Origin of the sequence: Streptomyces sp. NPDC048172, assembly GCF_043202595.1 — a bacterium.
In the GTDB taxonomy this organism is placed as follows: Bacteria; Actinomycetota; Actinomycetes; order Streptomycetales; family Streptomycetaceae; genus Streptomyces.
Genome location: NZ_JBIDAT010000005.1, coordinates 519,335 through 546,301, shown reverse-complemented (window position 1 = coordinate 546,301; position 26,967 = coordinate 519,335). Strand labels below are relative to the sequence as shown.

28 protein-coding genes are annotated in these 26,967 nt (G+C 69.1%); 15 read left to right on the top strand and 13 right to left on the bottom strand.

All coding sequences use genetic code 11. From position 1 onward, the window contains the following. Nucleotides 1–14: 14 nt before the first annotated feature. Nucleotides 15–1,061 carry a hypothetical protein gene (locus tag ACGF3A_RS24135; RefSeq protein ID WP_393732336.1) on the top strand — a complete coding sequence of 349 codons (1,047 nt, stop codon included), beginning with the start codon at nucleotides 15–17 and terminating at the stop codon, nucleotides 1,059–1,061. Between the two features lie 24 nt (nucleotides 1,062–1,085). On the opposite strand, the gene ACGF3A_RS24130 is transcribed toward ACGF3A_RS24135, so the two are convergent. Next, nucleotides 1,086–1,553, bottom strand: coding sequence for a MarR family winged helix-turn-helix transcriptional regulator (locus tag ACGF3A_RS24130; protein ID WP_393732335.1), 468 nt, complete (start codon nucleotides 1,551–1,553; stop codon nucleotides 1,086–1,088). Between the two features lie 291 nt (nucleotides 1,554–1,844). Here ACGF3A_RS24130 and ACGF3A_RS24125 point away from each other — a divergent pair, with 291 nt between their 5' ends. Genes ACGF3A_RS24125 through ACGF3A_RS24115 form a run of 3 tightly spaced genes read left to right on the top strand, consistent with a single transcriptional unit; the run spans nucleotide 1,845 to nucleotide 4,544 of the window. Continuing rightward, a complete protein-coding gene (locus tag ACGF3A_RS24125) occupies nucleotides 1,845–2,153 on the top strand; it encodes a GNAT family N-acetyltransferase (protein WP_393732334.1) in 309 nt (102 codons plus the stop codon). A 31-nt stretch (nucleotides 2,154–2,184) separates the two neighbouring features. Beyond that, on the top strand, nucleotides 2,185–3,504 hold the full coding sequence (locus tag ACGF3A_RS24120) for a glutaminase (protein WP_393732333.1): 1,320 nt from the start codon (nucleotides 2,185–2,187) through the stop codon (nucleotides 3,502–3,504). Then, on the top strand, nucleotides 3,501–4,544 hold the full coding sequence (locus ACGF3A_RS24115; RefSeq protein WP_393732332.1) for a pirin family protein: 1,044 nt from the start codon (nucleotides 3,501–3,503) through the stop codon (nucleotides 4,542–4,544). Before ACGF3A_RS24120 ends, ACGF3A_RS24115 begins: the two co-directional genes overlap by 4 nt. A gap of 64 nt (nucleotides 4,545–4,608) precedes the next feature. Here ACGF3A_RS24115 and ACGF3A_RS24110 read toward each other — a convergent pair whose 3' ends face one another. Next, nucleotides 4,609–5,823 carry a S8 family serine peptidase gene (locus ACGF3A_RS24110; protein ID WP_393732331.1) on the bottom strand — a complete coding sequence of 405 codons (1,215 nt, stop codon included), beginning with the start codon at nucleotides 5,821–5,823 and terminating at the stop codon, nucleotides 4,609–4,611. 707 nt (nucleotides 5,824–6,530) lie between these two features. Between ACGF3A_RS24110 and ACGF3A_RS24105 the strand changes: the two genes are divergently transcribed. After that, the gene (locus tag ACGF3A_RS24105) at nucleotides 6,531–6,689 is read left to right on the top strand and encodes a hypothetical protein (protein ID WP_393732330.1); all 159 of its coding nucleotides are present in this window, start codon (nucleotides 6,531–6,533) and stop codon (nucleotides 6,687–6,689) included. A gap of 119 nt (nucleotides 6,690–6,808) precedes the next feature. On the opposite strand, the gene ACGF3A_RS24100 is transcribed toward ACGF3A_RS24105, so the two are convergent. Continuing rightward, nucleotides 6,809–7,006, bottom strand: a complete 198-nt coding sequence (locus ACGF3A_RS24100) for a hypothetical protein (RefSeq protein WP_393732329.1) — start codon at nucleotides 7,004–7,006, stop codon at nucleotides 6,809–6,811. A gap of 42 nt (nucleotides 7,007–7,048) precedes the next feature. Here ACGF3A_RS24100 and ACGF3A_RS24095 point away from each other — a divergent pair, with 42 nt between their 5' ends. Next, on the top strand, nucleotides 7,049–7,597 hold the full coding sequence (locus tag ACGF3A_RS24095; protein ID WP_393732652.1) for an AAA family ATPase: 549 nt from the start codon (nucleotides 7,049–7,051) through the stop codon (nucleotides 7,595–7,597). 38 nt (nucleotides 7,598–7,635) lie between these two features. Here ACGF3A_RS24095 and ACGF3A_RS24090 read toward each other — a convergent pair whose 3' ends face one another. Beyond that, complete coding sequence (locus ACGF3A_RS24090; RefSeq protein ID WP_393732328.1) at nucleotides 7,636–8,277, bottom strand: FMN-dependent NADH-azoreductase; 642 nt, start codon at nucleotides 8,275–8,277, stop codon at nucleotides 7,636–7,638. A 109-nt stretch (nucleotides 8,278–8,386) separates the two neighbouring features. On the opposite strand from ACGF3A_RS24090, the gene ACGF3A_RS24085 reads away from it, so the two are divergent. After that, the gene (locus ACGF3A_RS24085) at nucleotides 8,387–8,812 is read left to right on the top strand and encodes a winged helix-turn-helix transcriptional regulator (RefSeq protein ID WP_393732327.1); all 426 of its coding nucleotides are present in this window, start codon (nucleotides 8,387–8,389) and stop codon (nucleotides 8,810–8,812) included. A gap of 18 nt (nucleotides 8,813–8,830) precedes the next feature. After that, nucleotides 8,831–9,421 carry a hypothetical protein gene (locus ACGF3A_RS24080; protein ID WP_393732326.1) on the top strand — a complete coding sequence of 197 codons (591 nt, stop codon included), beginning with the start codon at nucleotides 8,831–8,833 and terminating at the stop codon, nucleotides 9,419–9,421. Here ACGF3A_RS24080 and ACGF3A_RS24075 read toward each other — a convergent pair. The 6 genes from ACGF3A_RS24075 to ACGF3A_RS24050 all read right to left on the bottom strand — a co-directional run bounded on the left by ACGF3A_RS24075 (nucleotide 9,403) and on the right by ACGF3A_RS24050 (nucleotide 15,545). Beyond that, on the bottom strand, nucleotides 9,403–10,251 hold the full coding sequence (locus tag ACGF3A_RS24075; RefSeq protein ID WP_393732325.1) for an alpha/beta fold hydrolase: 849 nt from the start codon (nucleotides 10,249–10,251) through the stop codon (nucleotides 9,403–9,405). The two genes, ACGF3A_RS24080 and ACGF3A_RS24075, sit on opposite strands and share 19 nt — an antisense overlap. 28 nt (nucleotides 10,252–10,279) lie before the next feature. Continuing rightward, a complete protein-coding gene (locus tag ACGF3A_RS24070) occupies nucleotides 10,280–11,806 on the bottom strand; it encodes a bifunctional 3-(3-hydroxy-phenyl)propionate/3-hydroxycinnamic acid hydroxylase (RefSeq protein WP_393732324.1) in 1,527 nt (508 codons plus the stop codon). Between the two features lie 52 nt (nucleotides 11,807–11,858). After that, nucleotides 11,859–12,797 carry an NADP-dependent oxidoreductase gene (locus ACGF3A_RS24065; RefSeq protein ID WP_393732323.1) on the bottom strand — a complete coding sequence of 313 codons (939 nt, stop codon included), beginning with the start codon at nucleotides 12,795–12,797 and terminating at the stop codon, nucleotides 11,859–11,861. Nucleotides 12,798–12,883: 86 nt separating this feature from the next. After that, nucleotides 12,884–14,023 carry an alpha/beta hydrolase gene (locus tag ACGF3A_RS24060; RefSeq protein ID WP_393732322.1) on the bottom strand — a complete coding sequence of 380 codons (1,140 nt, stop codon included), beginning with the start codon at nucleotides 14,021–14,023 and terminating at the stop codon, nucleotides 12,884–12,886. Further along, complete coding sequence (locus ACGF3A_RS24055) at nucleotides 14,023–14,970, bottom strand: fumarylacetoacetate hydrolase family protein (protein ID WP_393732321.1); 948 nt, start codon at nucleotides 14,968–14,970, stop codon at nucleotides 14,023–14,025. Before ACGF3A_RS24055 ends, ACGF3A_RS24060 begins: the two co-directional genes overlap by 1 nt. Continuing rightward, on the bottom strand, nucleotides 14,967–15,545 hold the full coding sequence (locus ACGF3A_RS24050; protein WP_393732320.1) for a VOC family protein: 579 nt from the start codon (nucleotides 15,543–15,545) through the stop codon (nucleotides 14,967–14,969). Before ACGF3A_RS24050 ends, ACGF3A_RS24055 begins: the two co-directional genes overlap by 4 nt. Before the next feature lie 233 nt (nucleotides 15,546–15,778). Between ACGF3A_RS24050 and ACGF3A_RS24045 the strand changes: the two genes are divergently transcribed. The 5 genes from ACGF3A_RS24045 to ACGF3A_RS24025 all read left to right on the top strand — a co-directional run bounded on the left by ACGF3A_RS24045 (nucleotide 15,779) and on the right by ACGF3A_RS24025 (nucleotide 20,575). Next, nucleotides 15,779–16,537: an IclR family transcriptional regulator gene (locus ACGF3A_RS24045; protein WP_393732319.1), complete on the top strand. Its 759-nt coding sequence runs from the start codon at nucleotides 15,779–15,781 to the stop codon at nucleotides 16,535–16,537. Between the two features lie 124 nt (nucleotides 16,538–16,661). Continuing rightward, nucleotides 16,662–17,333 carry a ScbR family autoregulator-binding transcription factor gene (locus ACGF3A_RS24040; RefSeq protein ID WP_393732318.1) on the top strand — a complete coding sequence of 224 codons (672 nt, stop codon included), beginning with the start codon at nucleotides 16,662–16,664 and terminating at the stop codon, nucleotides 17,331–17,333. A 236-nt stretch (nucleotides 17,334–17,569) separates the two neighbouring features. Then, the gene (locus tag ACGF3A_RS24035) at nucleotides 17,570–18,832 is read left to right on the top strand and encodes a cytochrome ubiquinol oxidase subunit I (RefSeq protein ID WP_393732317.1); all 1,263 of its coding nucleotides are present in this window, start codon (nucleotides 17,570–17,572) and stop codon (nucleotides 18,830–18,832) included. Between the two features lie 76 nt (nucleotides 18,833–18,908). Continuing rightward, nucleotides 18,909–19,916, top strand: coding sequence for a cytochrome d ubiquinol oxidase subunit II (locus ACGF3A_RS24030; protein ID WP_393732316.1), 1,008 nt, complete (start codon nucleotides 18,909–18,911; stop codon nucleotides 19,914–19,916). A 281-nt stretch (nucleotides 19,917–20,197) separates the two neighbouring features. Next, nucleotides 20,198–20,575 (top strand): nuclear transport factor 2 family protein, encoded by a 378-nt coding sequence (locus tag ACGF3A_RS24025; RefSeq protein WP_393732315.1) that lies wholly within the window; start codon nucleotides 20,198–20,200, stop codon nucleotides 20,573–20,575. 13 nt (nucleotides 20,576–20,588) lie between these two features. Here the strand turns inward: ACGF3A_RS24025 and ACGF3A_RS24020 are convergent, their stop codons facing one another. Next, nucleotides 20,589–20,924 (bottom strand): nitroreductase/quinone reductase family protein, encoded by a 336-nt coding sequence (locus tag ACGF3A_RS24020; RefSeq protein WP_393732314.1) that lies wholly within the window; start codon nucleotides 20,922–20,924, stop codon nucleotides 20,589–20,591. Nucleotides 20,925–21,141: 217 nt separating this feature from the next. On the opposite strand from ACGF3A_RS24020, the gene ACGF3A_RS24015 reads away from it, so the two are divergent. Together ACGF3A_RS24015 and ACGF3A_RS24010 are read left to right on the top strand one after the other, a co-directional pair. Next, nucleotides 21,142–21,615, top strand: coding sequence for a hypothetical protein (locus tag ACGF3A_RS24015; RefSeq protein WP_393732313.1), 474 nt, complete (start codon nucleotides 21,142–21,144; stop codon nucleotides 21,613–21,615). Beyond that, entirely contained in the window at nucleotides 21,615–22,319 is a 705-nt protein-coding gene (locus tag ACGF3A_RS24010) for a DUF2637 domain-containing protein (RefSeq protein WP_393732312.1), read from the top strand. The genes ACGF3A_RS24015 and ACGF3A_RS24010 overlap by 1 nt, the downstream gene beginning before the upstream one ends. A 483-nt stretch (nucleotides 22,320–22,802) precedes the next feature. Here ACGF3A_RS24010 and ACGF3A_RS24005 read toward each other — a convergent pair whose 3' ends face one another. Beyond that, entirely contained in the window at nucleotides 22,803–24,101 is a 1,299-nt protein-coding gene (locus ACGF3A_RS24005) for a UDP-glucose dehydrogenase family protein (protein WP_393732311.1), read from the bottom strand. 648 nt (nucleotides 24,102–24,749) lie between these two features. Next, entirely contained in the window at nucleotides 24,750–25,961 is a 1,212-nt protein-coding gene (locus tag ACGF3A_RS24000; protein ID WP_393732310.1) for a phospholipase D-like domain-containing protein, read from the bottom strand. Nucleotides 25,962–26,967: the final 1,006 nt, after the last annotated feature.

The window sequence follows — 26,967 nt, the reverse complement described above, 5'->3', positions numbered from 1 at the left end:
AGTACTGTGCGCGGATGGGATGTTGGACCGCCTTCCTCGTCCGCCTGGAGGACGGCTCCTCGTGGGAGCTGGACGAGAAGTACGGCCGGTGGCACCTCACGGGGGCCGACGACCGCGCCGGTCTCGTGGAGCGGGTCCTGACCGACGGCAGGCCGGTCGACGGGGCCCCGAAGACGGCGCGGTCCTGTCAGGGCCTCGCCGTGGACCTGGCCACGCGCCGGTACCGGTTCTACAGCTGTGCGTTGAACGTGCCGCGCGCGGGCGTCAGCCACCGCGAGAGCATGGCCCTGCACCTGGCGGCGGAGCCGGGCTGGGAGGACTGGGACGTCGCCTACGCCTGGGGTGGGGACGAGGAACTGTGCCGTCTGATCGTCCCCGGACTCCCGCCCCGACCGGCAGAGGCAGGGGAAGGGGCAGAGGCGGAGGCTGCCGCCCAGGTCCCGGCCGTAGAGGTGAATCTGGCCTCACGCGAGTACTGGTTCGTCGACTGGACCCCTGACGATCGCCGGATCACGGTCCGTCACGACGAGCTGATCGCCGACCTCTTCGCGCACGCGACCTGCCTCATCAGCGTCGTCGCCGCCGACGCGACCCTCACGCACTGGCAACTGGTCAACTCGGTCGTCCCCCTGCTGGCACACCAAGGAGAGGCCCTTCCCCGCACGCTGGCCGCCAGCGCGCCCTTTCCCCTGGCCGCCGAGGACGCGGTGACCGACGGCGCGGTCATCGACCTGCGCGAGCGCCGCCTGCGCTACTGGACCACCGACCCCGTCCCGCCGGGGCTCGTCGCGCGCGTGGGGGCGGTCTGGCCGGGCTGGCAGGTCGAACGGCTGGCCTGGGGTCACCTCGGGCACCTCGCCGCCATCGGAGAGCACCAGGACCGGCAACAGCACCAGGACCAGCACCAGGACTCCGACGGTCTGAGCATGACCGACGCCGAACTGCGTGAGGCCTGCTGGGACGAGGAGCTGATCGCCCTCAGGAACCGCGCCCGTGACACCCTCCCCACCGAGCCGCGCCGGCTGCTCCCGCCGAGGGTGCGTGTGATCGACCGGCACTGAGGGCCGCTCCCCGAGTCCGGCCGGTCAGTCGGGCTGCTTCTCCATGTGTGCGAGAACGCGGCCCGAGATACGGGCGAGCGCGTCGAGGTCTTCCGTGGTGAGGGCGTCGATGAAGAGCCGGCGGACGTGCTCGACGTGCGTGGGTGCGGCTTCCCCGATCGCCCGGCAACCGGCCTCGGTGGCGACGATGAAGGCTCCGCGCCCGTCGTCGGGGCAGTCCTCCTTGGCCACCAGCCCGCGCTTCGTCATCCGCCTGACCTGGTGGGACATGCGGCTCTTCTCCCACTCCACCAGCTTCGCCAGGTCCATGAAGCGCATCCGCCCGCCGCCCGATTCGGTGAGCTTGGCCAGCACGATGTAGTCGGAAGCGGACATCCCGGAGTCGGTCTGGACCCGGCGGGAGAGCCGTCCGATGAGCTTCTCCTGCATGTGGATGAAGCTGTCCCAGGCGGCCTTCTCCTCCGATGTAAGCCAGCGAGGCGTTGCGTTCATGCAGGGAGCGTAACCGCGTGCCCTCCCCGGCAACTAGTTGACGCGTCAATCACTTCGGCCTAGTTTAGTTGTTGCGTCAACCAAATGCCGCGCGGCTCCAGAAGGGGAACCCCATGAGCACCGAGACGTCGGCAGCGCGACTGGGCCCGCGAGACGCAGCTCCTCGCCGAGCGTGCCGGAACCGGCGCCTGACATGAATCGAATTGAATGGGACGACGTGGGAAAAGGCGTGAGAAACGGCATGGGAAACGGCGTGGGTAAAGGCCCACGCGGAAGGCGTACGGAGGACACATGTCAGTAGAAGTGAGCGACGTTCCCGAGGCCAATCGGTACGAGGCCCGGGTCGACGGGGAGTCCGGGATCGCGGGCTTCGCGGATTACATCCGTACGGCGGATCTCGTCGCGTTCGTGCACACCGAGGTCTCGCCGGAGTACGAGGGCAGAGGGGTCGGGTCGGCGCTGGCCCGCACCGCGCTCGACGAGGCGCGCGCCGCGCACCTGCGGGTGCTGGCCACCTGCCCGTTCTTCGCGGGGTGGATCGCCCGGCACCCCGACTACCAGGACCTGCTGTACCAGTCCCGCAGTGAAGTCAGCGACTGAACAGGACAGGCTTCCGGTGGAATGAGGAGAAATGCGGTCAGTCATTCCCGACTATCTGGTCGAGGCACTCCGAGATGTGGAGCCGGACGGGTCCGGAGAGCAGGCGGGGTACATCCCCGAGCTCGCGGCGGCGGATCCCGAACGTCTCGGCGCGGTATTCGCCACCGTTCAAGGTGAGGTCTACGGGGCCGGTGACATCGACACCGAGTTCACGATCCAGTCGATCTCCAAACCGTTCACCTATGCGCTCGCGTTGACCGACCGGGGATTCGACCCCGTGCTCGCCAAGGTCGGTGTCGAGCCCTCGGGGGAGGCGTTCAACCAGATCTCCCTCGAAGGCGACACCGGGCGTCCCCTCAACCCCATGATCAACGCCGGTGCGATCACCGCTCACTCGCTGGCCGGCCCGGAGGGCCTGAGTCCGGCGGAGCGCGTGGAGCGCGTGATCCACGGACTCTCGGCCTTCGCCGGTCGTCGGCTGCGGACGGACGAGGCGGTGTGCGTGTCGGAGATGGAGCACGCGCACCGCAATCTCGCCATCGCCCACATGCTCCGCAGCCACGACGTCCTCACCGAGGACCCGAGGACCGTCGTCGAGGGCTACACGCGCCAGTGCTCCGTGCTCGTCACCGCGCGGGACCTGGCCATGATGGCCGCGACGTTGGCCAACCGCGGGGTGAACCCTCTCTCGGGTGAGCAGGTGGTCCCCGGACCGGTGGTACGTCAGGTGCTCAGCGTCATGTTCACCTGCGGGATGTACGACGCGGCCGGTGACTGGGCGACCCAGGTCGGCATCCCGGCGAAGAGCGGCGTGGCCGGGGGCCTGATCGGCGCGCTCCCCGGCCAGATCGGCATCGCCACGTTCTCGCCACGGCTGGATCCGCATGGGAACAGCGTTCGAGGGGTGTCCCTGTTTGAACGCTTCTCGTCCGACATGGGCATGCACCTGATGGGGGTCCCGGCCGCCGCGCGTGCGGTCGTGCGCGCGAACCACGTCCTCGGCAGCGGACCGGACGCGCTGCGGGTCCTGCAACTGCAGGGCGGGATCGGCTTCGCCGGAGCCGAGAGGGTCGTACGGGAGGCCGTGAACTCCGCGCCCCCGGAGGTCAGGGTGGCCATGGACCTCACGATGGTCTACTCGATCGACGACGTGGCACGGCGCATGCTCCTGGAGGTCGCACGCCGTCTCACGCTCGACGGCCACGACGTCTACCTCGTCGACCCGGAATCGATCCTGCCCGATCCCGACCCCGGCGACGGAGGCCGGGTCACCGTCGTGGACATCGTGGAACAGGCGATGCCGTCGCCGCACACGGTGGAGACATCGCCCTTGAAACGGAACGTGCTGTGAGCAACCTGGAGACCCGCCCTCAACCGGCGGTCCTGGAGCCCGGGCAGCCCTGCACGGCGGTGGAGATCCTGACACAGCGCGAGGTGCCGCTCGGCGGCGTACGGGCGACGACCGTGCACCGGACCCTCCCGCAGCGGCGGAGGTCGCTGGTGGGGTCATGGTGCTTCCTCGACCATTTCGGTCCAGACGACGACTCTTTCGGTCCCGACGACGGTTCGGGGACCGAGGAGAGGCCGGGGAGTCCGGACACCGGTGGCATGCGGATGCCGCGGCATCCGCACACCGGGCTCGCGACGGTGTCCTGGCTGTTCGCCGGGCGCGTCGAGCATCTCGACTCCGGCGGCAACACGGCCTCGGTGGTGCCGGGAGAGCTCAACCTGATGCTCGCGGGCCGTGGCATCACCCATCAGGAGATCAGCGCTCCCGGGTCGGGCGCTCCGCACGGCGTGCAGCTCTGGTACGCGCTGCCGGAGGCGACACGGTTCGGCGAGAACGCGTTCGTCCATTACGCCCCGGAGCCGGTGACGCTTCCCGGCGGCACGGCGCGCGTGTTCATCGGTGAACTCCTCGGCTCGGTCTCCCCGGTGGACACGCGGACACCTGACCTGCTCGGCGCCGAACTCGTGCTCGAACCCGGCGCCTCGGCCCGGCTCTCCGTGCGCGCCGACTTCGAGCACGCCGTCCTCGCCGAGAAGGGCGCCGTCACGGTGAACTCGACCGCGCTCGACCACCGTTCGCTCGCCTACGTCCCTCCCGGATCCGAGACGCTGGTCATCACCGCGGGCGATACGGAAGCACGCGTCATCCTGCTGGGCGGCGTCCCGCTGGGGGAGCGGATCGTGATGTGGTGGAACTTCGTCGGACGGAGTCACGACGAGATGGTCGAGTACCGGCGCCGCTATCAGGCCGAGCTCGGTTTCGAGCCCGCCGATCCGGCCGACGCCGGCAAGCCCGCTCTGTTCGGCGCGTTCCCGCCGGGTCAGCTTCCGCCGCTGCCCGCACCGCAGTTGCCGAACGCGAGGATGAGTCCGCGCACGTAGCGGTCCGGCCGCCGCGTCCGGTAGTGGAGGGACGCGGCGGCCGGAGCCCCCTGCGGAGGGGGTGTCACTTGACGACGCGCAGGAGCTTGTTCGGCGTGCCCGCGCTCGGGTTCTTGATGGCGCCCTTGGTCGCGCCCTTGGTCAGGGCCGAGGCGACCTGCGCCGGGGTGGCCGACTTGTGCGCGGCGGTGTAGAGCGCGGCGGCGCCCGCGACGTGCGGCGAGGCCATCGAGGTACCGGACATGGTGGCGGTGCCGGTGTTGTTCTTGTGGCTCAGCGAGACGACGTCCACGCCGGGCCCGTAGAGGTCGACGATCTTGCCGAAGCTGGAGAAGTCGGCCTGCTTGTCGGCCTTGTCGCTGGCGGCGACGGTGATCGCCTCCTTGACGCGGGCCGGGCTCAGCTTCGAGGCGTCCTGGTACTCGTTGCCCGCCGCGACGGCGTAGGTCACGCCGGAGGCGATGGACTTCCTCAGGGCCGCGTCCATGACCGGGTCCTTCGAGGCGACGATGCTCATGTTGGCGACCGAGGGGCCCTTGTGGTTCTTGGTGACCCAGTCGATGCCCGCGACGATGGACTCGGTGGTGCCGGTGCCGCCGTCGTTGAGGACCTTGACCGCGACGACCTTGGCCTTCTTCGCGACGCCGTACTTGGCGCCCGCGACGGTGCCCGCGACGTGCGTGCCGTGGCCCATCTTGTCGTCGGCCTTCTTGCTGCCGTCGAGGGAGTTGAAGCCGTAGGAGGCCCGGCCGCCGAAGTCCTTGTGGCTGATGTGGACGCCGGTGTCCAGAACGTAGACGGTGGAACCCGCGCCCGCGCCGTCCGGGTACGTGTACTTCTTGTCGCCCGCCGTCTTGGCCTGGTCGATGCGGTCCAGGCCCCACGTCGGGTCGGCCTGGGTGCCCGCGATGGTGACGCGCTGGTTCTGGACGACCTTGTCGACCTTGTCGTCGGCGGCGAGACGACGGGCCTCCTCGCCGCTGAGCCCGTTCACGGAGAAGCCGTTGACGGCGGACCTGTAGGCCCGCCTGAGCTTGCCGCCGTACTCCTCGGCGAGGCCCTCGCCGTTCGCCTCGGCCTTGATGCCGGTGCCGTCCTTGAGCGTCACGACGTAGCTGCCCTTGACCGCGTCCTTCGCGTCGGCGCCGTAGACGGTGCCCTCGGCCGGAGCGGCGCTCGCGGGGAGCGTCAGCAAGGTCGCGCCGCCAGTGAGGGCGACGGCGGCGCCGACGGCCAGGGTTATTCGGCGCTTCTTGTTGCGGGACACGTGATTCGCCATGCTGCGGGAGCCTCCGAAGTGGTGGGTGAGGAGCGTGCGTGAAGGGTCCCGGCAGGGGTGGCGCGCGTGTACTTCTTCATGACGGTGTTCCCCCCCGGAACAGGTGGTGCGGGCGGTGCGCGTGGTCAGCACGCTCGCCTCTGTGTTCGGAACCATTCCTATCCCGGGGGTGGTTACGACCGGTTACGCGCGAGGTCCAGGTTCTGTCACGAGCCACCCGCTTCGGGGGACGCGTGCCGCGCTCCGACCGACCGCCCCGTATCGATCAGCAGTTGTGATCGATACGGGACGCACTCCTATCGGCTGTTCCTTGTCCGGGCCGGAGACGGCACCGAAGAATGGTGATCACGGCGGCGCGTCGATCGCGCCTGATCGTGCACGGGGGATGTGCCGTTTATCCGGGTGGACATTCGCGCGCCCAGAAGACGGCGCATGTGCCCCTGCGACCTTCTGAAGAGAAGAAAGGGGAACGAATCGTGCGAGCCGGAATGCGCATGACCGCGTCCGCAGTGGCCCTCTTGGCCGCCGGAACACTCGGTATGGCGAACGCTTCCACCGCCCAAGCCGACACGCGGGAGGCCCGAGTCACCTGGGTTTCCACCTTCCACCCCTCGGCATACGTGCATTACCAGCCGAACCAGGGGTCCGGGAGCCCGGGATTCCTGGCCGGTGAATCACCCGACATCCCGGCTAAGCAGTATCCGGCCTTGTGCTGGACAGAGGGGCAGTACGTCGAGGACGGGAATTTCGCGCACAACAAGTGGGTGCTGGTGGACACCTACGAGAACGACGACGGCAACAACGCGTGGGTATGGGGCGGGCTCCTCAAGGGCACGGAGACAGGAAACGTCACCAACCACTGCTGAGGGCGGCGGCCCTCAGCGGTACGCGCAAGTGCTCCGAAGCCCGGCAGGTGCGCATGCCTGCCGGGCTTCGGCCTGCAGCTCCGGCCCGACGGTCTGCGCCGATTCCGTGCTGCCGGAGCTCATCGAGTTCCTCTGTTCCTCACGAGCCGCCAGATTCCGACGGCCGGATAGGAGACCCCGGCACAGGCCGCACCCCACGCGACGTACCACAGGACTTCCAGCGAGCTCTGCTCGATCCTGTCGTGCAGCGCGGGCAGACTGGCGATCAGGAGTACGAGTGAGATCCCCAGCCGGATGTAGCTGTCACGATGAACCATCGTTCGCCTCTCCTCGCGGACCCGTAGGGTACTGGCGTGCGTGTGGGGAGTGAAGCGAGCCGGCTGGTGGTGATCCGGGGGAACTCCGCCTCGGGGAAGTCCGCGGTGGCGGCCGGGATCCGCGAGCGGTTCGGCCGGGGCGTGGCGCTGGTCGGCCAGGACAATCTGCGCCGGATCGTGCTGCGGGAGCACGACCGGCCCGGGGCTTCCACCATCGGGCTGATCTCCACGGTGGCGCGGTACGCCCTCGACGCCGGGTACCACGTGATCGTCGAGGGCATGCTCTACGCCGACCGCTACGGCGAGATGCTGGCGTGGCTGGTGGAGGAGCATCGCGGCCTCTCGCGCTGCTACTACCTCGACATCCCGCTCGCCGAGACCCTGGTGCGCCACGGGACGAAGCCGGATCCGGAGTACCTGGCACGGGTCACCGAGACGGAGCTGCGCGAGTGGTACCGCCCGCGCGATGTGCTTCCCGGAGAGCTGGAGACGGTCGTCGGCCCCGACAGCTCGCTCGGCGAGACCGTCGACCTCGTCATGCGTGAGACCGGACTTGCCGGACTCGCCGAACTGCCCGAGCCGGGCCTGTAGAAGGCTGGCGGACCGGCCGCCTCCGGCCGGGCGCGGGGTCAGGCGGCCCGTGCGACGAAGGCCGTGGCGAGGGCGCGGGCGTGGTCGTGAGCGGCCGTCATGGACGCCTCGTGCAGGGGGAGGAGCGAGGCGAGGGCCGGGGCGTGGGGGGCCATGGTCAGCTCGGGCGTCACGGTGGTGACGTCCAGGCCGAGGAGGTCCTCGTGGCCCAGAACGGTTTCCAGCGTGGGCACCAGGTAGTCCAGGCCCTCCCTGGGAGCGCCGGGGGCGTAGCTGCCGCCGCGGGCGGACACCAGCAGGGCGGGGCGGCCCGCGGCCGGGGAGGCGCCGTGGTGGGTGAACGTACGCTCCGTGACGAGGACTTGGTCCAGCCACGCCTTGAACGCCGAGGGCATGGACAGGTTGTACATCGGCACCGTGAACAGGTAAGCGCCGGCGCCGAGGAACTCCCCGATCAGCTCGTCCTGCAGCGCCTGGGCCTTGGCCTGCTCGGGGGAGTGCTGGGCCGGGTCGGTGTCGCGGGCGGTGATGCCCGCCGCCGTCAGGTGCGGCACCGGTGAGGCGGCGAGGTCGCGGTGGACGACCGGGCCCTGCCACTGGCCGCGGAAGGACCGGGCGACCTGACGGGAGACGGAGGCCTCGCCAAGGGAGGAGGAGTCGATGTGCAGCAGGTACGACATGGTGGTTGTTCCTTCCTGACCTCTAATTCCTACGAATTGTTCGTAGCGCCATGATGCGCCAGTATGGAAGCCGCTACAAAAGGCACATGGATGTGCGCGACGGAGGGGAATGGGCGCGATGCAGGACAGCACCGGTACGGAGATGGCCGCCGCGAGCGGGCCGTGCGCGAGCATCCCCGCCGAGGACATGGCCTTCGTCCGGCAGGTGCTGGACCGGGTCGGCGACAAGTGGAGCATGCTGATCATCGCCGTCCTGGAGAACGGCCCGCTGCGCTACACCGACCTGCAGCGCCGGATCCCCGGCATCTCGCAGCGCATGCTCACTCACACGCTGCGCCAGCTCGTCGAGGACGGCTTGATCACGCGTACCGCCTACGCCGAGGTTCCGCCGCGTGTGGAGTACGCGCTCGCCCCGCTCGGCCGCGGCCTGTACGAGATCGCCGTGCAGCTGATCGGCTGGGCCGCGGACCACCACGCGGAGATCCGCGCCCACCGCTCCGGGACCGGCGACGCCACCGGCTCACCCCGATCCTGAGCGGCATAGCGTTCTGCCATGACAGCTGACGACTCGTACACCGTGCACGTTGCCGCCTGCCCCGTCACTCCTTCATTGGCGGAGCAGCTCATCGGTCTGGCGGAACTTCCGTGGGACGACTGGGAGATCCCTGAGGCGGCGATGCGACGCCTGGGCTGGCGCGAGAACGAGGACCTGCCCCTGGAAGAGACTCTGGTCACGCCCGAAGGTCATCTGGCCGACATCGGGGACCATTTCGCCCTGTCGTTCGCGTACTTCTACCAGGTCGGCGGTGTGGACTGGGGCGAGGACTTCTGGGGCACGCTGCCCGGCTGGTCAAGCCGTGAGAATGCCGGACGGGACGTGTTCGATACGCAGGTCGACCAAGCCGTCGCTGTCTTCACCGAGCGCCTCGGCGCACCGGAGCGTGACATCAGCAGCGAAGGCGGCACCCCGGCGATGGGGCCCGGCAACTGGCGGCATGCCGCGTGGCGTTGTGGGAGCAACCTGCTGGTTGTCGGTCCGCGCCGCGAGGGGTTGTCGTACTCCCGTTTCGAGGAGGCCGTGGTGTGTGTCGGGGCCGTCGATCCGACGGCTGGGCTGCCTGCCCTTCATGAGTTCGTCGGCTGAGAGCGTTTCCTGGACGGCGACGGCGACGGCGACGGCGACGGGGACGGCGACGGCGACGGCGTGTTCGCGTGGCGGCCGATGAACTCGCGGATCTCCCGGGCGACGAGCTCGGGGGACTCGTACGGCGCGAGATGCCCCGCGTCCGAGAGGAAGACCAGGCGGCCCCCGGGCATCGCGCGGATGTCGGCGATCAACTTGTCCCGCGGGGCGATGGTGTCTCTGCCGCCGATGACGTAGCACGCCGGTACGGCGATCCCGGGCAGTTCCTCGAACATGCTCGTGCGGGCACCGCCACCGGGCCCGAGCCAGCCGCGCCAGAACCGCTCTGTGACAGCACCCGTCATCGTGCGTACGACATCGGTCGTCCTGCTCGGGTCCAGCGACATGGCCTCGACGGCCTCCGTAATGGCCTCGACGTCACGGAAGGACTCGTGGAACCCCTCGATGACGGGATCGCCCGCCTCGGTGCCGCCCGCGTTCCACGGCATGAGCGCCATGACCGCGAACACCTGGCCGGGCCGGTCGAGGGCGATCCGTACGCCGAGCGCGCCGCCGAAGGAGAGGCCGACGAGGGCGAAGCGTTCGAGGCCGAGCTCATCACAGGCGTCGAGGACCGTTCCGGCGATCCGGGCGAGGCTCGATCCGTCGGCGGGTGCGTCGAGGGAGCCCGCGTGGCCCGGCAGGTCCATGAGGACGAGGCGATGGCCGTCGAGCAGGGGTGCCACCTCGGACCAGCACGCGATCGAGCACCCGAGTCCGGGCAGCAGGACGATCGAGTGCGGCCCGCTTCCCCACTCCTCGTAGTGGATGCCGTTGTTCGTCTTCGGCATGAGACAGATCCCTCCGTGCGTCAGGCCGCTACACCAGCGACAGGGCCGGGCGAAGCGAGGCGAGCAGGCCCGCCACCTCCGAGGGCTCGGCAGCGGTGCCGAAGACGTAGAAGTCCGGGCGGACCAGCACGGCCACGACACCGGACTCCCTGAGCCAGCCGCTCAGCGCCTCGCCCTCTTCCCGGACCCCGCCAGGGATCCCCTCGGCGCCGACCACCACGGACCGCAGCCCGATCGCGCGCTCGAACTCGGAGACGGCCGCGGTCGTCTCCGCATCCGGTGCGACCAGGCTGAACAGGGTGAACCCGCGGCCGAGCACGTCGTCGGACCGCTCGCTCTTCCCGCCGCTCGCCGTCGTGCTCGTACGCAGAAACGGCTGCACGGCCAAGTGACCGGCCAGCGGCTGTCCGTCCTGGAAGCCCGCGCCGACTGGCGGCTCGAACGGCGGCGGCAGTTCGGTCGCCGACCGCATCTCCGCACGGCGTCGCGCCGCGCGGACGGGGTCGGTCTCGCAGACGACGGTCCCCACCCGCACCGACTCCTCGATGTAGTCGACGACCTGCGGCCTTCGCGAGCGCGTGTACAGGTCCAGCAGCTCCGGGTCCGCGGCGCCGGTCAGCACGAGGTCGAGCATCCAGGAGAGCGTCGCGGCGTCCCGGATGCCGGAGCTCATGCCCTGGCCGAGGAAGGGCGGCATGACGTGCGCGGCGTCACCGGCGAGCAGAACGGACCGGTCGCGGAACGTGTCGGCCACGAGGGACCGGAACTCGTAGACGGTCTGCCGGATCACCTCCCCGTCCCGCGGCCCGATCCACGGCCCGAGCAGCTCCCGGACGCGTTCCGGCTTCACCATCTCGGTGGGATCGTCGCCCTCGACGAGCATGAACTCCCAGCGGAAGTACCGCTGAGCCACCCGGCCCATGTGGTTCGGCCTCGCCGGGTCGAGCACCTGGCCGGTGTCCGGGATGTCCAGGGCCGGGGCGCCGGGCCGCGGGCGGACGTCGACGACCAGCCAGTCGCCCCGGAAACCGAGATCTTCCGTCGGAATGCCGCAGAGTGCGCGCACCGCGCTGTTGGCGCCGTCCGCCCCCACCACATGGCGCGCCGTGACGACGTCGCCGTCCGCCAACGTCGCCGCCACGTGGCCGGCCTCCTGGCGCAGGCCGACCAGCTCCGCGCCGAAACGCACGTCCACGGTCGGGGCTCCGCGGACTGCCGCGTCCAGGACGTCTTCGAGTTCCGGCTGAGAGAAGTGGTACGACGCGTCCCAGCCGGAGGGGGCGGCCCATTCTCTCGGCAGACGGGAAATCACGCCTCCGTCGGGATCGAGGAATTCATACACGCGGGCCGGTTCGGCAATGCGCCTCACCTCGTCGGCAATTCCCAAAGACTGGAAGACGCGCATGATTTCGTGATCGAAGTGCCCGGCTCGTGGCGTCTCGTAGCGCCCGACCCGCCGTTCGCACACCAACACGCGGTGCCCCGACGTACCCAGGAGAGCCGCCAGGGTCTGACCGACCGGGCCGTACCCGATGATGAGGACATCCGCATCCACTGTGTCTCAATCCTTCGCTTGCGCCGGAGTGTGTACGTGCCGGAAGGCCACTTCAGGTGGCGTCGATGTCCAGTACGACCCGGCCCCGGCCCCGGGCGCTGCCGTCCGCGTGGAGCATCCGCCAGGCGTCGGCGGCCTGTTCCAGGGGGAAGGAGCGGTTCACGGGGACGGACAGCTTCCCGGAGTCGGCGAGCGCGGCCACCTCCGTCAGCTCGTCGGCGTTCGCGCGTGCCCACACCAGGTGGCCGCCCTGTTCGGGCGCGGTGATGTCGGCCACGGAGGCGATCCGCGCGGGATCCTTCACGACCTTCCGCGAGGTGGCCACCGCATCCCCGCCGTAGAAGTCGAGCGCCGCGTCGACGCCCTCCGGGGCGAGCTCGCGCACCCGATCGGCGAGCCCGTCCCCGTAGGTGACCGGTGTGGCACCGAGTTCGCGCAGGTAGGCGTGGTTGCGCGCGCTGGCGGTGCCGATGACGCGCGCGCCCCGGAGGGCGGCGAGCTGCACGGCGAGAGAGCCGACGCCACCCGCGGCCCCGTGGATCAGCACGGTGTCGCCCGCGCCGATGCCGACGCGCTCGACGGCCTGGTGAGCCGTCAGCCCGTTCAGCGGCAGACAGGCCGAGCGCAGCCAGTCCCAGGACTCCGGCTTGCGTGCCAGCGTGCGGACCGGGGCTGAGACCAGTTCGGCGTAAGTGCCGTTCTGCGCCCAGTCCTTGAGGACGAAGCCGATCACCTCGTCGCCGATCTCGAACTCGGTGGCGCCGAAACCGCGGGCCTCGACGACGCCGGACATCTCGAAGCCGGGGATGAGGGGAAAGTGGGTCACCATGATGCCGTCGAGATTGCCGATGGCGATCTTCTCGTCGGCCGGGTTCACTCCGGCTGCCTTGACCCGGACCAGGAATTCCCCGGGCGCGACCTCCGGCGTCGGCTGTTCCGTGAGCTCCAGGGCGTCCGCGCCGCCGTAATTCCGGACTGCGATGGCTTTCATGGTCTCCTCGATTGCTCTCTGGCGGTTCGTGGGCGGTTCGTGGGCGGTTCGTGGGCTGTTCGGAATTCGGGGTGGGACTGGCCGGGTCACGCGCGGCCGAGCTGGGCACGGAACCAGTCGCAGACGAATTCCGTGCGCTCGGCCGAGTGGTTGTACAGGGTGTGGTCGCCGTCGTCCCAGACCCGCAGCGTGGGATGCGCCGACAGGTCGAGGAACGCCTTCTGCCGGTCGAGGCCGACCAGCGGGTCGTTGCCGCCGTGCAGCACGAGCAGCGCGGCGCTCGTACGATCGGCCGCCGGGTCGAGCCACAGGGTGCGGAGGACCGCCGCGGCCTCGTCGTCGGTGTCGACGCCCAGGAGCGCCCGCGATTGTTCGCGCGCGGTCCGGAACGGCAGCGGCTCCGGCCTCGCGTCGGCCCCGTTGACGCAGCACGCGCCGAAGCGGCTGTCGTGCACGGCGGCACGGGCGGCGAGCAGCCCGCCGAAGCTGTTCCCCCACACCCCGTACCGGCGGCCGTCGTAGGCCGTGCCCGTACCGGTACCGGTACGGGCACGCACGGCGTCGAGGACGGCGCTGAAGGCCCGGTCGACGTTCCCGTCGAGGTGGAGCCCGCCGGTCATGCGCGTATCGCCCTGGCCCGGTGCCTCGAACAGGACAGCGGACAGCCCCCGCCGGGCCAGGGCTTCGGCCTGCTGATGAAAGGCCGGGCCCCAGCCGCTCTGCCCGCCGACGACGACCACCGTCGGGCCGGGGCGAGCGCCGGAACGGCTCACGAACCAAGCGGTGCAGTGGCTCTGCCGGAACGGGACCGACAGCCGTTCCACGCGCAGTTCGGTGTCGAGCTCGGCCGCTGCCTGGTAGGCCCGGGTGAGCCGGACGTAGAGCGCGCGCTTGGCCGGATAGTCGGTGTTGAAGGCCATCTGGGCGAAGATCAGGGAGGCCGTCGCCCGGCGGTAGCAGGCGACCGCGGTCTCGGCGTCACCGCGGTCGGCGGCCGCCTCCGCGCGGGTCAACTGCGCCTCGGCCAGCCGGGTCGCGACTTCGTGCCACGGTTCCGGGACGGCGGCGTCGGCCAGGTGGACGGCGTCCCCGTGGTCCATGCCGTAATCGAGCATCCGGGACAGCGGCATGGCGCGCAGCAGCGCGGCCCGGAGCTTGGCCGGGTCGTCGGCCGGTGCATCCGCCAGGTCCTCGGCCGGTGTCTCCGTCGGTACGGGAGCGTCCATCAGCGCGCGGCCCCGTCGGCGGAGCGCGCGCGCAACGGAACGACCGGCGTCGCCTCGGTGACGGTGTTGCGCAGTTCGCCGAGACCTTCGACCGCCGCGACGACCTCGTCGCCCGGCCGCAACCAGGGGTAGGCCGCCGAGCCGTGCGTGCGGGAGAGCTCCAGGACGCAGCCGGTGCCGCAGGTGCCGGAGCCGATCACGTCGCCGGGGCGTACCTCGGCGCCGCGGGAGGCGTAGGCGATCATCTCGCCGAACGACCAGTGGATGTCTGACCACAGGGCGCGGGAGTAGGGGGTGCCGTTCACGGTGCAGGTCATGTCGAGCCGGTATCCGTTGCCCTCGCGGAAGTCGGCGATCTCGTCCGGGGTCACGAAGTACGGGCCGAGGCTCGTCGCGGTGTCCTTGCCCTTCACCGGCCCCAACGACAGCTTCATCTCGCGCTGCTGAACGTCCCGGCCGCTCCAGTCGTTGAGCACGCAGTAACCGGCGATGGCGCGTTCGGCGTCCCGGGGAGTCAGGTCGCGGCCGCCGCGCCCCACCACCGCGGCGACCTCCAGTTCGAAGTCGAAACGCTCCGCACCCGGCGTCATCGGCACAGGGCCGCAGCCCGTCACGGCGTAGGGGCTGGAGAAGTAGAAGATCGGCAGCTCGTACCAGTCGGGCTCCATGTCGAGACCCCGCCAGGCGCGCCCTGCCCGGACGTGCTGTTCGAAGGCGTAGAAGTCACGCACGGTCGGAGGCGTCGCGATCGGCGACAGGGGGACGATGTCCCGCAGCGGCACGGTCGCACCGCGCCGCAGCGCGGTCCGGCCGACAGCGAGCAGCTCGGCCTCGCCTACCTCGATGAGAGGCAGCAGGTCCGCCAGACCGTCGACGACCCGGACCAGGTCACCGTCCACCACGCCGACGCGCGAGGACGTGCCGTCCGCGTAGCGAACGAACTTCACCGCCCCACCTCCCCGGTCGCGGCGGCATCGGCCGCCACCGCCTGTTCGCGCGTCCAGGCGCGGTAGCTCTCCTCGGTGAAGCCCGTCGCGCCGTGCCGCCCGACCGAAGCCCGGACGGCGTCCAGCAGCTCCTCGGGATCGGTCTCGATGTCGATGTGCTCGACGAAGGGCTGTCGCGCCACGAGGCCGGTCCGCCAGTAGACCTCGCACCGGTTGCCCTCCGGGTCGTAGAAGTAGACGCCGACGGCGTTGCCGTGCGAGACGATCATGTCGAGCCGGACGTCGTGCTCCCGGAAGCGCCGGTGGAAGCCGAGGACGTCCTCGAAGCGCGCGCACCGGAACGACACCTGCTGGATGAGCCTGACTCCGGGTGGCGCGTCCCGGCCCTCGGCCAGGAGCAGTTCGTGATGCTCGGTGTCCGGCCGGGCGGACAGGAACCAGATGCCGAGCCGTTCGTCGTGGTCGGTGACCGTCAGTCCGAGTACGTCGCGGTAGAACGCCAGCTGTCGGCTCACGTCGTGACAGCGCAGGCCCACATGGCCGAGTTCCGCGACGGACGGCGTCGAAGTCGTCACGCCGGTCCTCCTAGACAGTGTTCTGCAGTGTTCTGCAGGGCAGATCGTGTTCTGCAAGGTAACTCGGCTGCAGTAGTGCGTCAACGGGAGTACATTCTGCTGGACGGCGCATGCTCCGCTGGGCGGAACAGGTGACCGGCCGTGACGCGGAGGAGGAGGGCGACTAATCTGGCGGGCGAAACGCAGTTCAAGCACCAGAACAGCCGCGGTGACGACGGCGAGATGGAGGGGTCGTGGCAGTGTCGGCCGCCTACCCGGTGGAATCGATCGACAACGCGGCGCGGATCCTGCTGATGCTGGTGGACAGGCCGTCGTTGCGGGTCGCCGACGTGTCCGCCGAGCTGGGGGTGGCCAGGTCGACCGCTCATCGGATGCTGACCACCCTGCAGGCCCGCGACCTGCTCCGCCAGGACGCCCGGACCAAGGGCTACGGACCTGGGCCCGCCCTGGCCAGGCTCGGCATCGCCGTGATGGGGGCGGTCTCCCTCCGCGACGAAGCGCGTCTGCTGCTGGAGAAGCTCGTCGAAGACACCTCCGAGACCGCGCATCTGCTCGTCTTGGAAGGCACGGAGACCGTCTTCATCGAGGGTGTGGAGAGCCAGCAGGTGATCCGCGCCGGGGTGCGTACGGGGCAGCGGGGCCCGGCGCACGCGTCGGCCGCGGGAAAGGTGCTGCTCGCCGAGCTCTCCCGCGAGGAACTGCGGCGCCGCTATCCGGGCGCGCGGCTGCGCGGCGGAACCGAGCGCGCGGTGAGCACGCGCCGGGCCCTGGAGGCCGAGCTCGAAAAGGTGAGGGAGACGGGCTACGCCGTCAACATGGAGGAGAGCGAACGGGACCTCTGCGCGGTGGCCGCCACGGTGCGGAACCGGCAGGGCGTGGCCTGCGGCGCGCTGTCCGTGTCAGGCCCGGCGAGGCGGGCCGACGCGAAACTCGCCCTCCTCGGCGATGCCGTCCTCGCCGCCGCCGCCGAACTCGGCACGCGGCTCAGTTAGGGCGCGGCTCTGGTCCGGGCTGGCGGAGCGCACGTAAGATACCGGGGTGCCGGTTTCTATTGCTGTATTTCCCTGATTCCCTGTTTCCCTGATCCCGCCGGCGCTGGACCGGTAGGAGGATGTTGTGGCACAGCAGGAGCGGGCCATCAGGACGCGGCAGACGATCCTCGTGGCGGCATCCGCCGTGTTCGACGAGGTCGGGTACGAGGCCGCGACCATCTCCGAGATCCTGAAGCGGTCCGGCGTGACCAAGGGCGCGCTCTACTTTCACTTCGCGTCCAAGGAGGAGCTCGCACAGGCGGTCCTGACCGCCCAGGTCGGTTCGGTGCCTCCGATCCCTCCCCGGGAGCTGACCCTGCAGCAAGGGCTGGACTCGGCCCTGGTGATGGCCTACCTGCTCGGTCGCGGGGAGTCCTTGGTGCGGGGCAGTGTCCGGCTCACGGTCGAGCAGGGCGTGCGGGACGGCCTGAACCGGCAGGCGCCGATCCAGGCGTGGCTCGACGTCAACGAAGCCGTGCTGAGGAAGGCGAAGGCGGACGGGGAGTTGCTTCCGCACGTTGATGTGGCCGCCGCCGCGCGGCTGTTCGCCAGCTGTTTCACCGGGGTCCAGATCATGTCGAAGATCATGACCGGGCACGCGGACATGACGGAGCGGGTGTCCGAACTCCAGCGGTATCTGATGACGTCCGTTGCCGTGCCGGGGGTGCTCGTGCAGCTGGACTTCAGGCCTGAGCGTGGCCGTGAGGTGTACGAAGAGGCGATGGACGCCCAGGTCCAGGAAGCGGCGACGGATTGACAAACCGTCCGCGCTGTTTTGTACTCAGGGAGCGCTGAGGGCTGCACGAGGGGCCCTCGGCTCTCCTGCTGACCCGTCCTGTCGACCCGCCCGGATCCGCATGCTCGCTTTGCGGCGGCGCGGTCGCCATTCCCTCATGTCTGCTCGCATGAAGAGACTGCGCTAATGCAGTAGCATCTCCCGTGCAGTCACTCTGCTCCCCTTCCCTACGCCCGGCTGTACAAGGAGAGACCCTCGTGGACGACGTGCTCGCCCTCGCACGGCTCCAATTCGCCCTCACCGCCATCGCGCACTATCTGTTCGTCTCGCTCACGCTCGGCCTGGTCACCTTCCTCGTCGTCATGCAGACACGCTGGGCGATCACCGGCAAGGAGAAGCACCGCGCGCAGACCAGGTTCTGGGGGCAGCTCTACCTGATCAACTACGCCCTGGGAATCGGCACCGGCATCGTGATGGAGTTCCAGTTCGGGCTGAACTGGAGCGGCCTCACGCATGTCGCGGGCAACGTCTTCGGCGCGCCCCTCGTGGTGGAGACCCTGGTGGCGTTCTTCGCCGAGTCCACTCTGCTCGGCCTGTGGGTCTTCGGCTGGGACCGGTTGCGCCGCACCACGCACACCGTACTGATATGGCTGGTGGCCCTCACCGCGTACGCCTCGGTCTTCTTCGTCATGGCCGCCAACGGGTTCCTCCAGAACCCGGTGGGCACCCGCGTCAAGGACGGCGAGATGGTCCCCGTCGACGCCGCCGCCCTCTTCCAGAACTCCAACGCCAGCAGCGCGATGACGCACATCCTGACCGGCGCGCTGACCACCGGCGCCTTCTTCGTCGTCGCGGTCAGCGCCTGGCACCTGCGCAAGCGCACCGCGCACACGGAGTTCTTCTGGTCGTCGATGAAGCTGGCCCTGCCCGTCGCCGTGGTCATGGCCATGGTCACGGGAGTCATGGGCGCCGGCCTGTTCCAGTCCGTGGCCGAGAACACTCCGACCAAGCTCGGTCCGGGAGACAAGAACGCGGTGGCCCAGGCCGAGGAGTTCACCGAGAAGTTCGGCCCCGACAACTACTTCGCGCCCGACTACGTCAACACCGCCGAGAGCTTCATGGTCTCCCTCTGGGGCGTGATGATGGTCGTCACGATCATCTCCGCGCTGTTCCTGATCAAACGGAACCTGATCCGCCGCCGCATCCTGCTGTGGCTGCTCAGCGCCGCCGTGGTCCTGCCGTACCTCGCGAGCATCGCCGGATGGATTCTCCGTGAGGCCGGGCGCCAGCCCTGGGCCATCTACGGAGTGCTCAAGACCGAGGACGCGATCACCCCCGGAACGACCTTTGGCGGCGCGCTCGCCTCGCTCCTCGTCTTCGGCGTACTCGTCGCGGCGCTCACTCTCGTCGACTGGGCCCTGCTGCTCCGTTTCGCCCGGCGGGGACCGGACGCGGCGCACCTCGGAAGGGCTCAAGGCCCGGACGAAAAGCCCGCAGACGTCGCCGCGTTGACCTACTGACGCGTTGAGCAACTGACGCGTTGACCTGCTGACGCGTTGACCAACTGACGCGTTGACCAACTGAAAGGCGCTCAGCATGTGGGACAACATCTGGTACGCCCTGCTGGCACTGCTGCTGACGGGCTATCTCGTTCTCGACGGCATCACCATAGGCAGCGGGATCGTGAGCCGCCTCCTCGCCCGTACCGACGAGGACCGCCGCACCATCGACGCGGCCACCGGGCCGTTCTTCCTCGGCAACGAGGTCTGGCTGGTCGCCGCTGCGGGCGTCACACTCGGCGGATTCCCCGGCCTGGAGTCCACCGTCGTGAGCGGCATGGCCCCGCTGATCGTCGTCGCTGTCGCCGCGCTGCTGCTGCGGCACGCCGCGATCCAGTTCCGCCGCCGCGTACCGTCCCACGGCTGGCGGCGGCGCTGGGACGCGGTGGTCCAGGCCGCCTGCGTGGCGCTGGCCCTCATGTGGGGCGCGCTGGGCGGCGCGGTGCTCGGCGCGCTCCCCGTCAAGGACGGCCACCTGACCCCTTCCCTCGACCTCTTGCTGCGCCCCGTACCGGTGGCGTCCGCGCTGACCGCCCTCGCCGTCCTGGCGCTGCACGGCGCCGTGTTCCTGGCCCGCAGGACGACGGGCCCGGTCGCCGAACGGGCCGCGGCACTGACCTCGCGACTGGGCATCGCGGCGGCGGGGTTCGGGCTGCTCACGCTCTTCGCCGCCGCCTTCGACGCCAGGACCCGGGACGGAGCGCCCAACGCGCTCCCCGCCGTGCTGATCGCCGTGGCCGCGATGGTCGCCGCGCTGCTGGCAGCACGGCTCGTGGCCTCCGACAAGGCGGGCGCCCCGCTGTTCAGCGGAATCGCCGCCTGCCTTCCGGTCCTGGCGATCGGCGCCGCCCGCTTTCCGCAGACGGTCGTGAGCACGTACGGGGGAGAGGACCTCTCGCTCGCCGAAGCCGCCGCCCACCCCGACACCCTCAGCCTGGTCGGCCCCGTGGTGCTGCTGGTGCTGCCGGTGCTGCTCGCCTTCCAGGCCATGCAGTGGTGGGCGTTCCGCAGCCGGGCGGACGACCGGTCCCCGGTCTACTTCTGAGCCCGGGACGGTGCCAGGCTTCTCCCCGGGCTCCCCGGGCCTCGGACAGGCGCCGCGAGCCGAGGATTCGGCCCAAGCGAGCGCGGGGCAGCTCCTTGACGCGCGTGTCGACCGTACGACCAAGCTTCCGGCCAGGCTGGAGGGCGATCCACGTCTCCGGCAACGACTCGGGCGCCCGTACAAGGACTGAACCGCAGGGCCGAGTGCCCGGGAAGGGCCGACCGACGCCGGAAGGCGGCTCGGGGGACGAGCGCACGCGAAACGGCTGATATTACTGGGGTATGCAGGAAGAGACCGCACGCTCCGCGATCGACATGTTCATCTCCGCGTTCAACGCCCTGGACGACAGCTATGTGACCGCGCTGCTCTCCCAGGCCCTGACCTCAGACGTGGTCTTCTGGGGACCGTTGGGACGCAGCGAAGGAATCGCGGAGGTCGAGCAGTTCGTGCTGGACATCCGGCGCCACCCGGCGGGGACCGGCACGATGGTGCGCTGCTCAGCGGTCGACATGCCCGGCGAATGGGCCCGATACCAGTGGGTCTTCACCACGCCTGATGGAGGCCCCCGCCTGGCGGGAACGGACGTCGTCCATCTGCGACGGAACCTCATCGACCAGGTCATCGTCTTCGCGGGCGAGATCGAGCCGTCCGCCTCCTGAGGGTCCAGTCAGGTCAGGCCGATCTCGTTGAAGGGGTGGCGGGCTCCAGGGCCACCACGGGGATCTCCCGGTCGGTCTTCCTCTGGTAGCTCTCGTACTGCGGGAACAGCCCTGTCATCAGCGCCCAGAGAGCTGGCTTCTCCTCCACACTCGCGCTGCGGGCCAGCACGTTCAGGTGCTCTGCACCGATCTGGACCCGAGCTTCTGGACAGGCCGCCAGGTTGAGATACCAGAGCGGGTGCTCGGGCTTCCCGCTGTTCGAGCCGACCACGATGACGCTGTCGCCTTCCCTGCCGTAGATGACCGCGGCGCGGCGCAACTGCCCGGCAGGGCGTCCAGCCCGTACCACTTGTGACCCTCTTCGCCGCCGCTCCGGTCATAGCGCTTGATGTGGGCCGCGGCCCAATCCGTCGGGCTGTCCGTGGGCATCTCGGCACGAACGGCGGGAGGCCGTACGCGACGTCGACGTCAGCGCGCCGTCGCCGAGGGCGTACTACCGCTGCTGGTTCCCCAGGGATACGCATTGGCTAACCGGATCGCGGATCGACCAGGCCTTGAATGTCTACTTGCGTGAAGCCGATCTCGTGGAGCCGCTAGATGCCTGGCTTGCTCGTGCCTTCGCGCCGACGGAGATCGAACGTTCGCTCGTTGCGCTGCAGGAGTGCCAGCCGGATACGGCGTCGCTGGAAGAAGCGGCCCGTCGGGTGATTGCGGAGTGTGATCGGAAGCGGGCGCAGCACAGGGCGGCGCTCGAAGCCGGTGCCGATCCTCAGTTCGTCGCTCAGTGGAGTCGCGCGGTACAGGCCGAACGCACGGCTGCACATGCCCAGCTCCGAGGGCCTGTGGGAGGGGGCGCCCCGCGAAAGATCACCGTTGAGGAGGTCCAAGAGCTGATCAAGGGGCTCGGCGGCATGCTGACCGTCCGGCGCTTGGCTGAAGCTCAGTCAAGATCATCCGTGGGCACAGTGTTTGTGTCGGGAGGCGGACTCGACCACTATGCCCACGCCCTGTCGCGTTCGACGCGGCTGGAGGTGGGGTGATGGGGCGCTTGGTGCGTTTGCCGTCCCCGGGTTCCGGTGCGAGGAGGGGCGGCGTTCCGTCGGTTGCTGCGGAGGGGTTGCCGTTGCGGCGGCGCTGTCGGCCGGGGGAGTGGGTCGAGGTGTGGGCGGGCCGTGTGGGCGCGTTGCTGGTGGCGGGGGTGGGTGCGTATGCCTCGTATGTGCATCAGCGGGAGTTCGCGTTGCGGGGTGGTGCGGAGTCGGTGAGTGCGTCGTTGTGGCCGTTGTCGGTGGATGGGCTGCTCTTGTTGGCCACGGTCGGGTTGTTGAGGCCGTCGGAGGGGCGTCGACGGTTCGGGCGGTGTGTGGTGTGGGCGGCTTTCCTGTTGGGGGTGGGGGTTCCGCTGGCGGCCAACATCGCGGCGGCGCCTTCGTTGGAGTGGGGCCCGGTGTTGGTGGCGGGCTGGCTTCCGGTGGCGTTGCTGCTGGCGGTTGAGCTGCTCGCCCATCGCACTCGGGCCCCGTGCGAGGGGGCTGTGGCTCCGGGTGGTGTGGGTGGCGGGGATGGGTTGTCCGGTGGGGGTGATCCCCTGCTGGGGGAGGCGCTGGCGAGGGATGCGCGGCACCGTGAGGTGCATCAACGCTCCATCTCGGCGGAGACTCTGCGGCGGGACCTGCATATCGGTGCCCGCCGCGCCCGTGAACTCGTGGCCGCTGTGCGAGCCAACGATTCGCGGTTGTCGTGAGGGCATGGAGGCGCTGGGGTGCGTGCCAAGCGCCAGCAGGTCTGGACGGGTTGCTCGCCTGGCGCTGTGTTGTGGGTGCGGCTGAGCCGGGAGGATTTATGGTTCGGGGCGTCTTGGTGCTTTTTGGCGGCCGTAGGCTGCAAGCAGCGAGGGTGCATGCTGGCTGGCGTCTTGCTCGACCACGAGGTGGAAATGTCCGAATCTCCATTAGTTGCTCAGAACGGCTTCTCTGCTCGGTAAAGGGCCAGGTCAGCGACTGCTCCCCGCGCACGCGGGGATGGACCCGAGGACGGCACGCTGCCCGGGTACGACGAGCGCTGCTCCCCGCGCACGCGGGGATGGACCCAAGGGGCAGAAGTTCGCCCAGGTCGGCAACGCCTGCTCCCCGCGCACGCGGGGATGGACCTCCGGTCGCGGGCGCTGATGGGGCGTCCCATGGCTGCTTCCCGTCGGCACCAGAGTCGTCCGGTGTGGAGTTCAGGGTCAGGGGAGGGAGGGGCGGCCGACGCCCATGTAGCGCAGACCGGCTGCCGCCACCTCGTGCGGGTCGAGCACGTTGCGGCCGTCGAAGACCAGGTCGCCGCGCATACGCTCGCGGGCCTCGGCCCAGCGCACGCCCTTCACCTGGGGCCACTCGGTGACCACCATGACCGCGTCGGCGCCCAGTGCCGCATCCAGCGGGGTGTCCGCGCGGCGTGCCGAGTCCCAGGGCTCGCCTGCGGTCTGGGCCATCGGATCCCAGCAGGAGACCGTGGCGCCTTCGGCCAGCAGTCGGGAGGCCAGGATGGTGCTGGGTGCCTCCCGCATGTCGTCGGTGTTCGCCTTGAACGTCATCCCCAGCAGGGCGACGCGCCGCCCGGCCAGGCCGCCCAGCGCCGTCTTGAGCCGCTGGAGCGCGCGCCGGGGTTGGAGTTCGTTGACCTCGATCACGCTCGTCAAAAGCTGGAAGGCGTAGCCGGAGTTGGAAGCCATCGCGCGCAGTGCCCGGGAGTCCTTGGGGAAGCAGCTTCCGCCCCACCCCAGACCGGCCTGCATGAAGTCCGGGCCGAGCCGAGGGTCCATCCCGACCGCGCGGGTCACCTCCGTGACGTCCGCGCCGGTCGTCTCGCACAGCGTGGCGACCTCGTTGGTGAAGGAGATCTTCGTGGCCAGCAGGGCGTTGGCCGAGAGCTTGACCATCTCGGCCGACGGGACGTCCATGGTGATCACCGGCCCGTCCACCCCCTCGTGCAGGGCGGCGATCAGGCCTGCGGTCTTCTCGTCGCCCGCGCCGACGACGATCCGGGCCGGGGACATGAAGTCGCCGACCGCGCGTCCTTCCGCGGTGAACTCGGGGTTCGAGGCGTAGCCGACGTGACCGAGTCCGCCCTCGTCCAGGACGGCGCGTACGCGTTCGCCGGTGCCCACCGGCACGGTGCTCTTGACCACGACCGCGAGCAGCTGCTCGCCGCCGTCGGCCTTGAGCGAGTCGATCACCGCCCAGATGCGGGAGAGGTCGGCGTCCCCGGAGGGGGTGGGTGGTGTGTCCACGCAGATGTAGGCGATCTCCGCCTCGCGTACGGCCACAGCCGCGTCCAGGGTGAAGGAGAGCCGCTGCCGGTTGCGGGCGATCATCTCGCCCAGCCCGGGCTCGAAGAACGGGACCTCGCCCTGCTCCAGGCGGTCGACCCGCTCGGGCACGATGTCCCGCACCACCACCCGGTGCCCCAGCTCGGCCAGGCATGCGGCCGTCACCAGCCCGATGTACCCGGCTCCGAAAATCGCAACATTCCGCTTCGGCATACGACCCATCCACGATCCAAACCGCTGCCCGAGCAGGGCAGTTCGGCGCGACCGGCGTCACGATAGCGCCTCCGGAAGCACCGACCGGGCACCCCGCGACCGGCACCGCGTGCTGGTGGCGTGGCCGAGGCCCCGCCCTTGCGTATCGCGTCAGGCGCACCACCCACCGACAATCGTGTTCTCGGCATCATCGCCGATGAGATCGGCGCCCTCGGTGCGTTGGCCTCGCGGCGCGGCGGAGTGTTCGACGTCGGCATGGCGCCGCTCGCCATCGCCCCACACGCGACACCTCGGAGGGCGGCCACGACGGCCCCGTCATCGTCCAGCCTGCTGGTGGCAGGAGCTCCGGTGCAGGGGGACGACGCCCATGTGGCGCGCGAGGTGAAGGCGGGCCGGCACGGAGGGACCGGCGGGGCCGACGGGAGTGACCCGCGTGTGATGGGATGCAGCCTTCAATTCGGCAGGAGCACGGGTAGCCTTACGTTTTCACCTGGAATACTTGACAATCTGCAGGGTCAGCGCAGACTTTCCGGTCTGGCCCACCTCGGCCAGGGGAGACAGACCGGAATCCGCTGCAACGACAGGGCCTCCTGGGGAAGCTCGGGTGATCTCGCAAGCCGAGCTGCCAGGAGGTCCTGTCTTCACCTGTCACTCGATGGTGGAGCAGTCCCTGGAGTTCTCGACCAGTACTTTCGCGTCAGCTTTCATTTCCCCGAAAATGTACGCGAACTGCTCGTACACTTCATCGTTGTTTAGGATCCTCATGATGTTCTCATCACCCCCGTTGAGGGATGGGTAGTCGAGATTGGCGCTGCCCGTGAAGATGGCTTTGGTGCCCGGTCGCAGGTAGTTCCCACTGATCAGAATGTTCTTCTGATGAGTTCCCTTCCCTTCGCGGAAGGTGCGTATTTCGGGGATTTCGACCCCTACCTCCGCCCCGCCAGTGAGAATCTCGCAGGCCGCGGGGGTTATATGGTTCGCGACGATTGAAACATTGCAGCCGAGGATGGCCAGCTCTTTCAGTTTGGCTGCTACCTCCAGGCGGCTGAGCTTCCACACTCCAACGCGTACCAAAGTGTCCGGACACCGCACCTTCTTGAGGTTGTCCTCCACGGGGTCAGGCCCATCGGGGTCACGAGGGAAGTGGTAGCTCGTAGTCTTCGCCGAGGGCTCCGGCGGCTGTTCATCGTAGTAGTTGGGGTTCTTCTTCTGCGCGGTGAGGGCGTTGAAGTACGTGAGGTACCGGTCGTAGAGATGATGGTTGCCCACCTCGGTGTACTGGCTGTTCCACATCTCCTGCATGGTGGGCCTCATGTTGCTGGTGCCGTTGGAGACCACCCACGACTTGTGCTGCGTCCGGGTGAAGAGGAAGAACTTGTTGTGCATCGAGCTTTCCTCGCCACTGAGCGAGGACCCGATGCACGCATGCCTGTAAGTTGTGGGCTTGTCTTCCTCGTCTCCGCAGTAGCGAGCCCAGGAGCCGGAGCCACCCTTGCCCAGGGCGTCGCGTAGCTTCGTGAATCCCGTTCTCGGGGTCTCCTGGTCATCGAGGTTCACTCTGTCCGAGAGGACCTGGACGGTGACGTCTCTCTCTTCATGGGCCTTGACGAGCGCATTGACGACGCTGTCGGCCCCCTCCCACTCGTACATGGCGACGCGGATCTTGGAATTCTTTGCCGCTCCGTCGATCAGTTCTACCAGGTGCTCGACAATGTCGTCCTTGCCGTCCGCGGAGTGCGGGTGGTTGAGAACCGCCTGAGTCCGCAGTTCATCGCGGGGCGCCTTGGGCGCCGGAGCAGCGCCAGCGAGACCGATGACCACCGCAGCCGCACATAGCATGACGAGTAACCTTTTGATCAAGGGTGTGACTCCTCTGGTCCATTTCTTGCCTGGCTAAGGCCGCAACTGACGCACAGGACCGAGCGGTCCCGCTTTTGACCGTAGAGCCCGGCACGATGATTGCGAGCCTCTAAAGTATGAGGTTGACGCCCAGTGCCGTCTCCAGGGCGATCCTCCGGGCAGTCAGGAGGATGCCTGGTAAATGGGATGTCTTCCCAGGGAGACGGGTCATCCGTCGAATACGGACGCCGTCAGGAAGTCTGTTCAGGCAGCTGGACGGGTGTGAGGCGGATCCCGCGAGAGCGGGGACAGATCCCGCGAAGCAGCTCGATCTCCAGCGCCGTATCGCCCACCGCCAGGGCCACTCGGCGATACGTCTTTCGCGTAAGGCACGGCACTACGGCGAAGGGGCGGGTCCTGGGCCTGCCCGGGTCGGTGCGGTGCACATGGATGCGGGACATCGCCGTCTCGAAGACGGGAGCGCAACCCTCTGAAATCAGAGGATCAGTTCAAGTACGCGTTGGCCTAGCATCCCGATTGACCACCAACGATTGGGGGACATCGTGAGGAACAAAATCCGTGCAACGCTCACCGCTGTGAGCCTGTGCGTGGCGGGAGTAGTCGTACCGGTGGCGGCTGCGGCGCCGGCCGCAGCCACGCCTCAGCAGTGCAGGGAGCTTCTGGCCAGCGCTGGTTACACCGTCGGCCCGAAGGTGATGAGGGCCTGCAAAGCCGGCGAGAGCGGCACAGACAGGGCCTTCCAGAACTGCTGGCATTCACTTGAGCTTCTGGACGTAGCGACAACGCACGCGAAGAAGGCGTGCAGGTACGCCGCGAACTAGAGCGTGTCTCTTTGGCCGGCAGGACTCGGAGGGGGAGTCCTGCCGCCGTACGCGGGAGCAGTTCTAGGAGGCGGCCGAGAACCGCTGTCCCAGCATGGAGATGTTGCGCGAGGCCGAGGAGGGTTTCGCTGCCCCTTGCCGGGCGATAGTCCGACCGGGGGCGGCGAAGCGGCGGGCGTTCAGTG

Coding starts and splice junctions, on each gene's coding strand:
- ACGF3A_RS24135 (WP_393732336.1), top strand. CDS start 15: ATGGGATGTTGGACCGCCTTCCTCGTCCGCCTGGAGGACGGCTCCTCG.
- ACGF3A_RS24130 (WP_393732335.1), bottom strand. CDS start 1,553: ATGAACGCAACGCCTCGCTGGCTTACATCGGAGGAGAAGGCCGCCTGG.
- ACGF3A_RS24125 (WP_393732334.1), top strand. CDS start 1,845: ATGTCAGTAGAAGTGAGCGACGTTCCCGAGGCCAATCGGTACGAGGCC.
- ACGF3A_RS24120 (WP_393732333.1), top strand. CDS start 2,185: ATGCGGTCAGTCATTCCCGACTATCTGGTCGAGGCACTCCGAGATGTG.
- ACGF3A_RS24110 (WP_393732331.1), bottom strand. CDS start 5,823: ATGGCGAATCACGTGTCCCGCAACAAGAAGCGCCGAATAACCCTGGCC.
- ACGF3A_RS24100 (WP_393732329.1), bottom strand. CDS start 7,006: ATGGTTCATCGTGACAGCTACATCCGGCTGGGGATCTCACTCGTACTC.
- ACGF3A_RS24090 (WP_393732328.1), bottom strand. CDS start 8,277: ATGTCGTACCTGCTGCACATCGACTCCTCCTCCCTTGGCGAGGCCTCC.
- ACGF3A_RS24085 (WP_393732327.1), top strand. CDS start 8,387: ATGGGCGCGATGCAGGACAGCACCGGTACGGAGATGGCCGCCGCGAGC.
- ACGF3A_RS24080 (WP_393732326.1), top strand. CDS start 8,831: ATGACAGCTGACGACTCGTACACCGTGCACGTTGCCGCCTGCCCCGTC.
- ACGF3A_RS24075 (WP_393732325.1), bottom strand. CDS start 10,251: ATGCCGAAGACGAACAACGGCATCCACTACGAGGAGTGGGGAAGCGGG.
- ACGF3A_RS24065 (WP_393732323.1), bottom strand. CDS start 12,797: ATGAAAGCCATCGCAGTCCGGAATTACGGCGGCGCGGACGCCCTGGAG.
- ACGF3A_RS24060 (WP_393732322.1), bottom strand. CDS start 14,023: ATGGACGCTCCCGTACCGACGGAGACACCGGCCGAGGACCTGGCGGAT.
- ACGF3A_RS24030 (WP_393732316.1), top strand. CDS start 18,909: ATGTGGGACAACATCTGGTACGCCCTGCTGGCACTGCTGCTGACGGGC.
- ACGF3A_RS24025 (WP_393732315.1), top strand. CDS start 20,198: ATGCAGGAAGAGACCGCACGCTCCGCGATCGACATGTTCATCTCCGCG.
- ACGF3A_RS24010 (WP_393732312.1), top strand. CDS start 21,615: ATGGGGCGCTTGGTGCGTTTGCCGTCCCCGGGTTCCGGTGCGAGGAGG.
- ACGF3A_RS24005 (WP_393732311.1), bottom strand. CDS start 24,101: ATGCCGAAGCGGAATGTTGCGATTTTCGGAGCCGGGTACATCGGGCTG.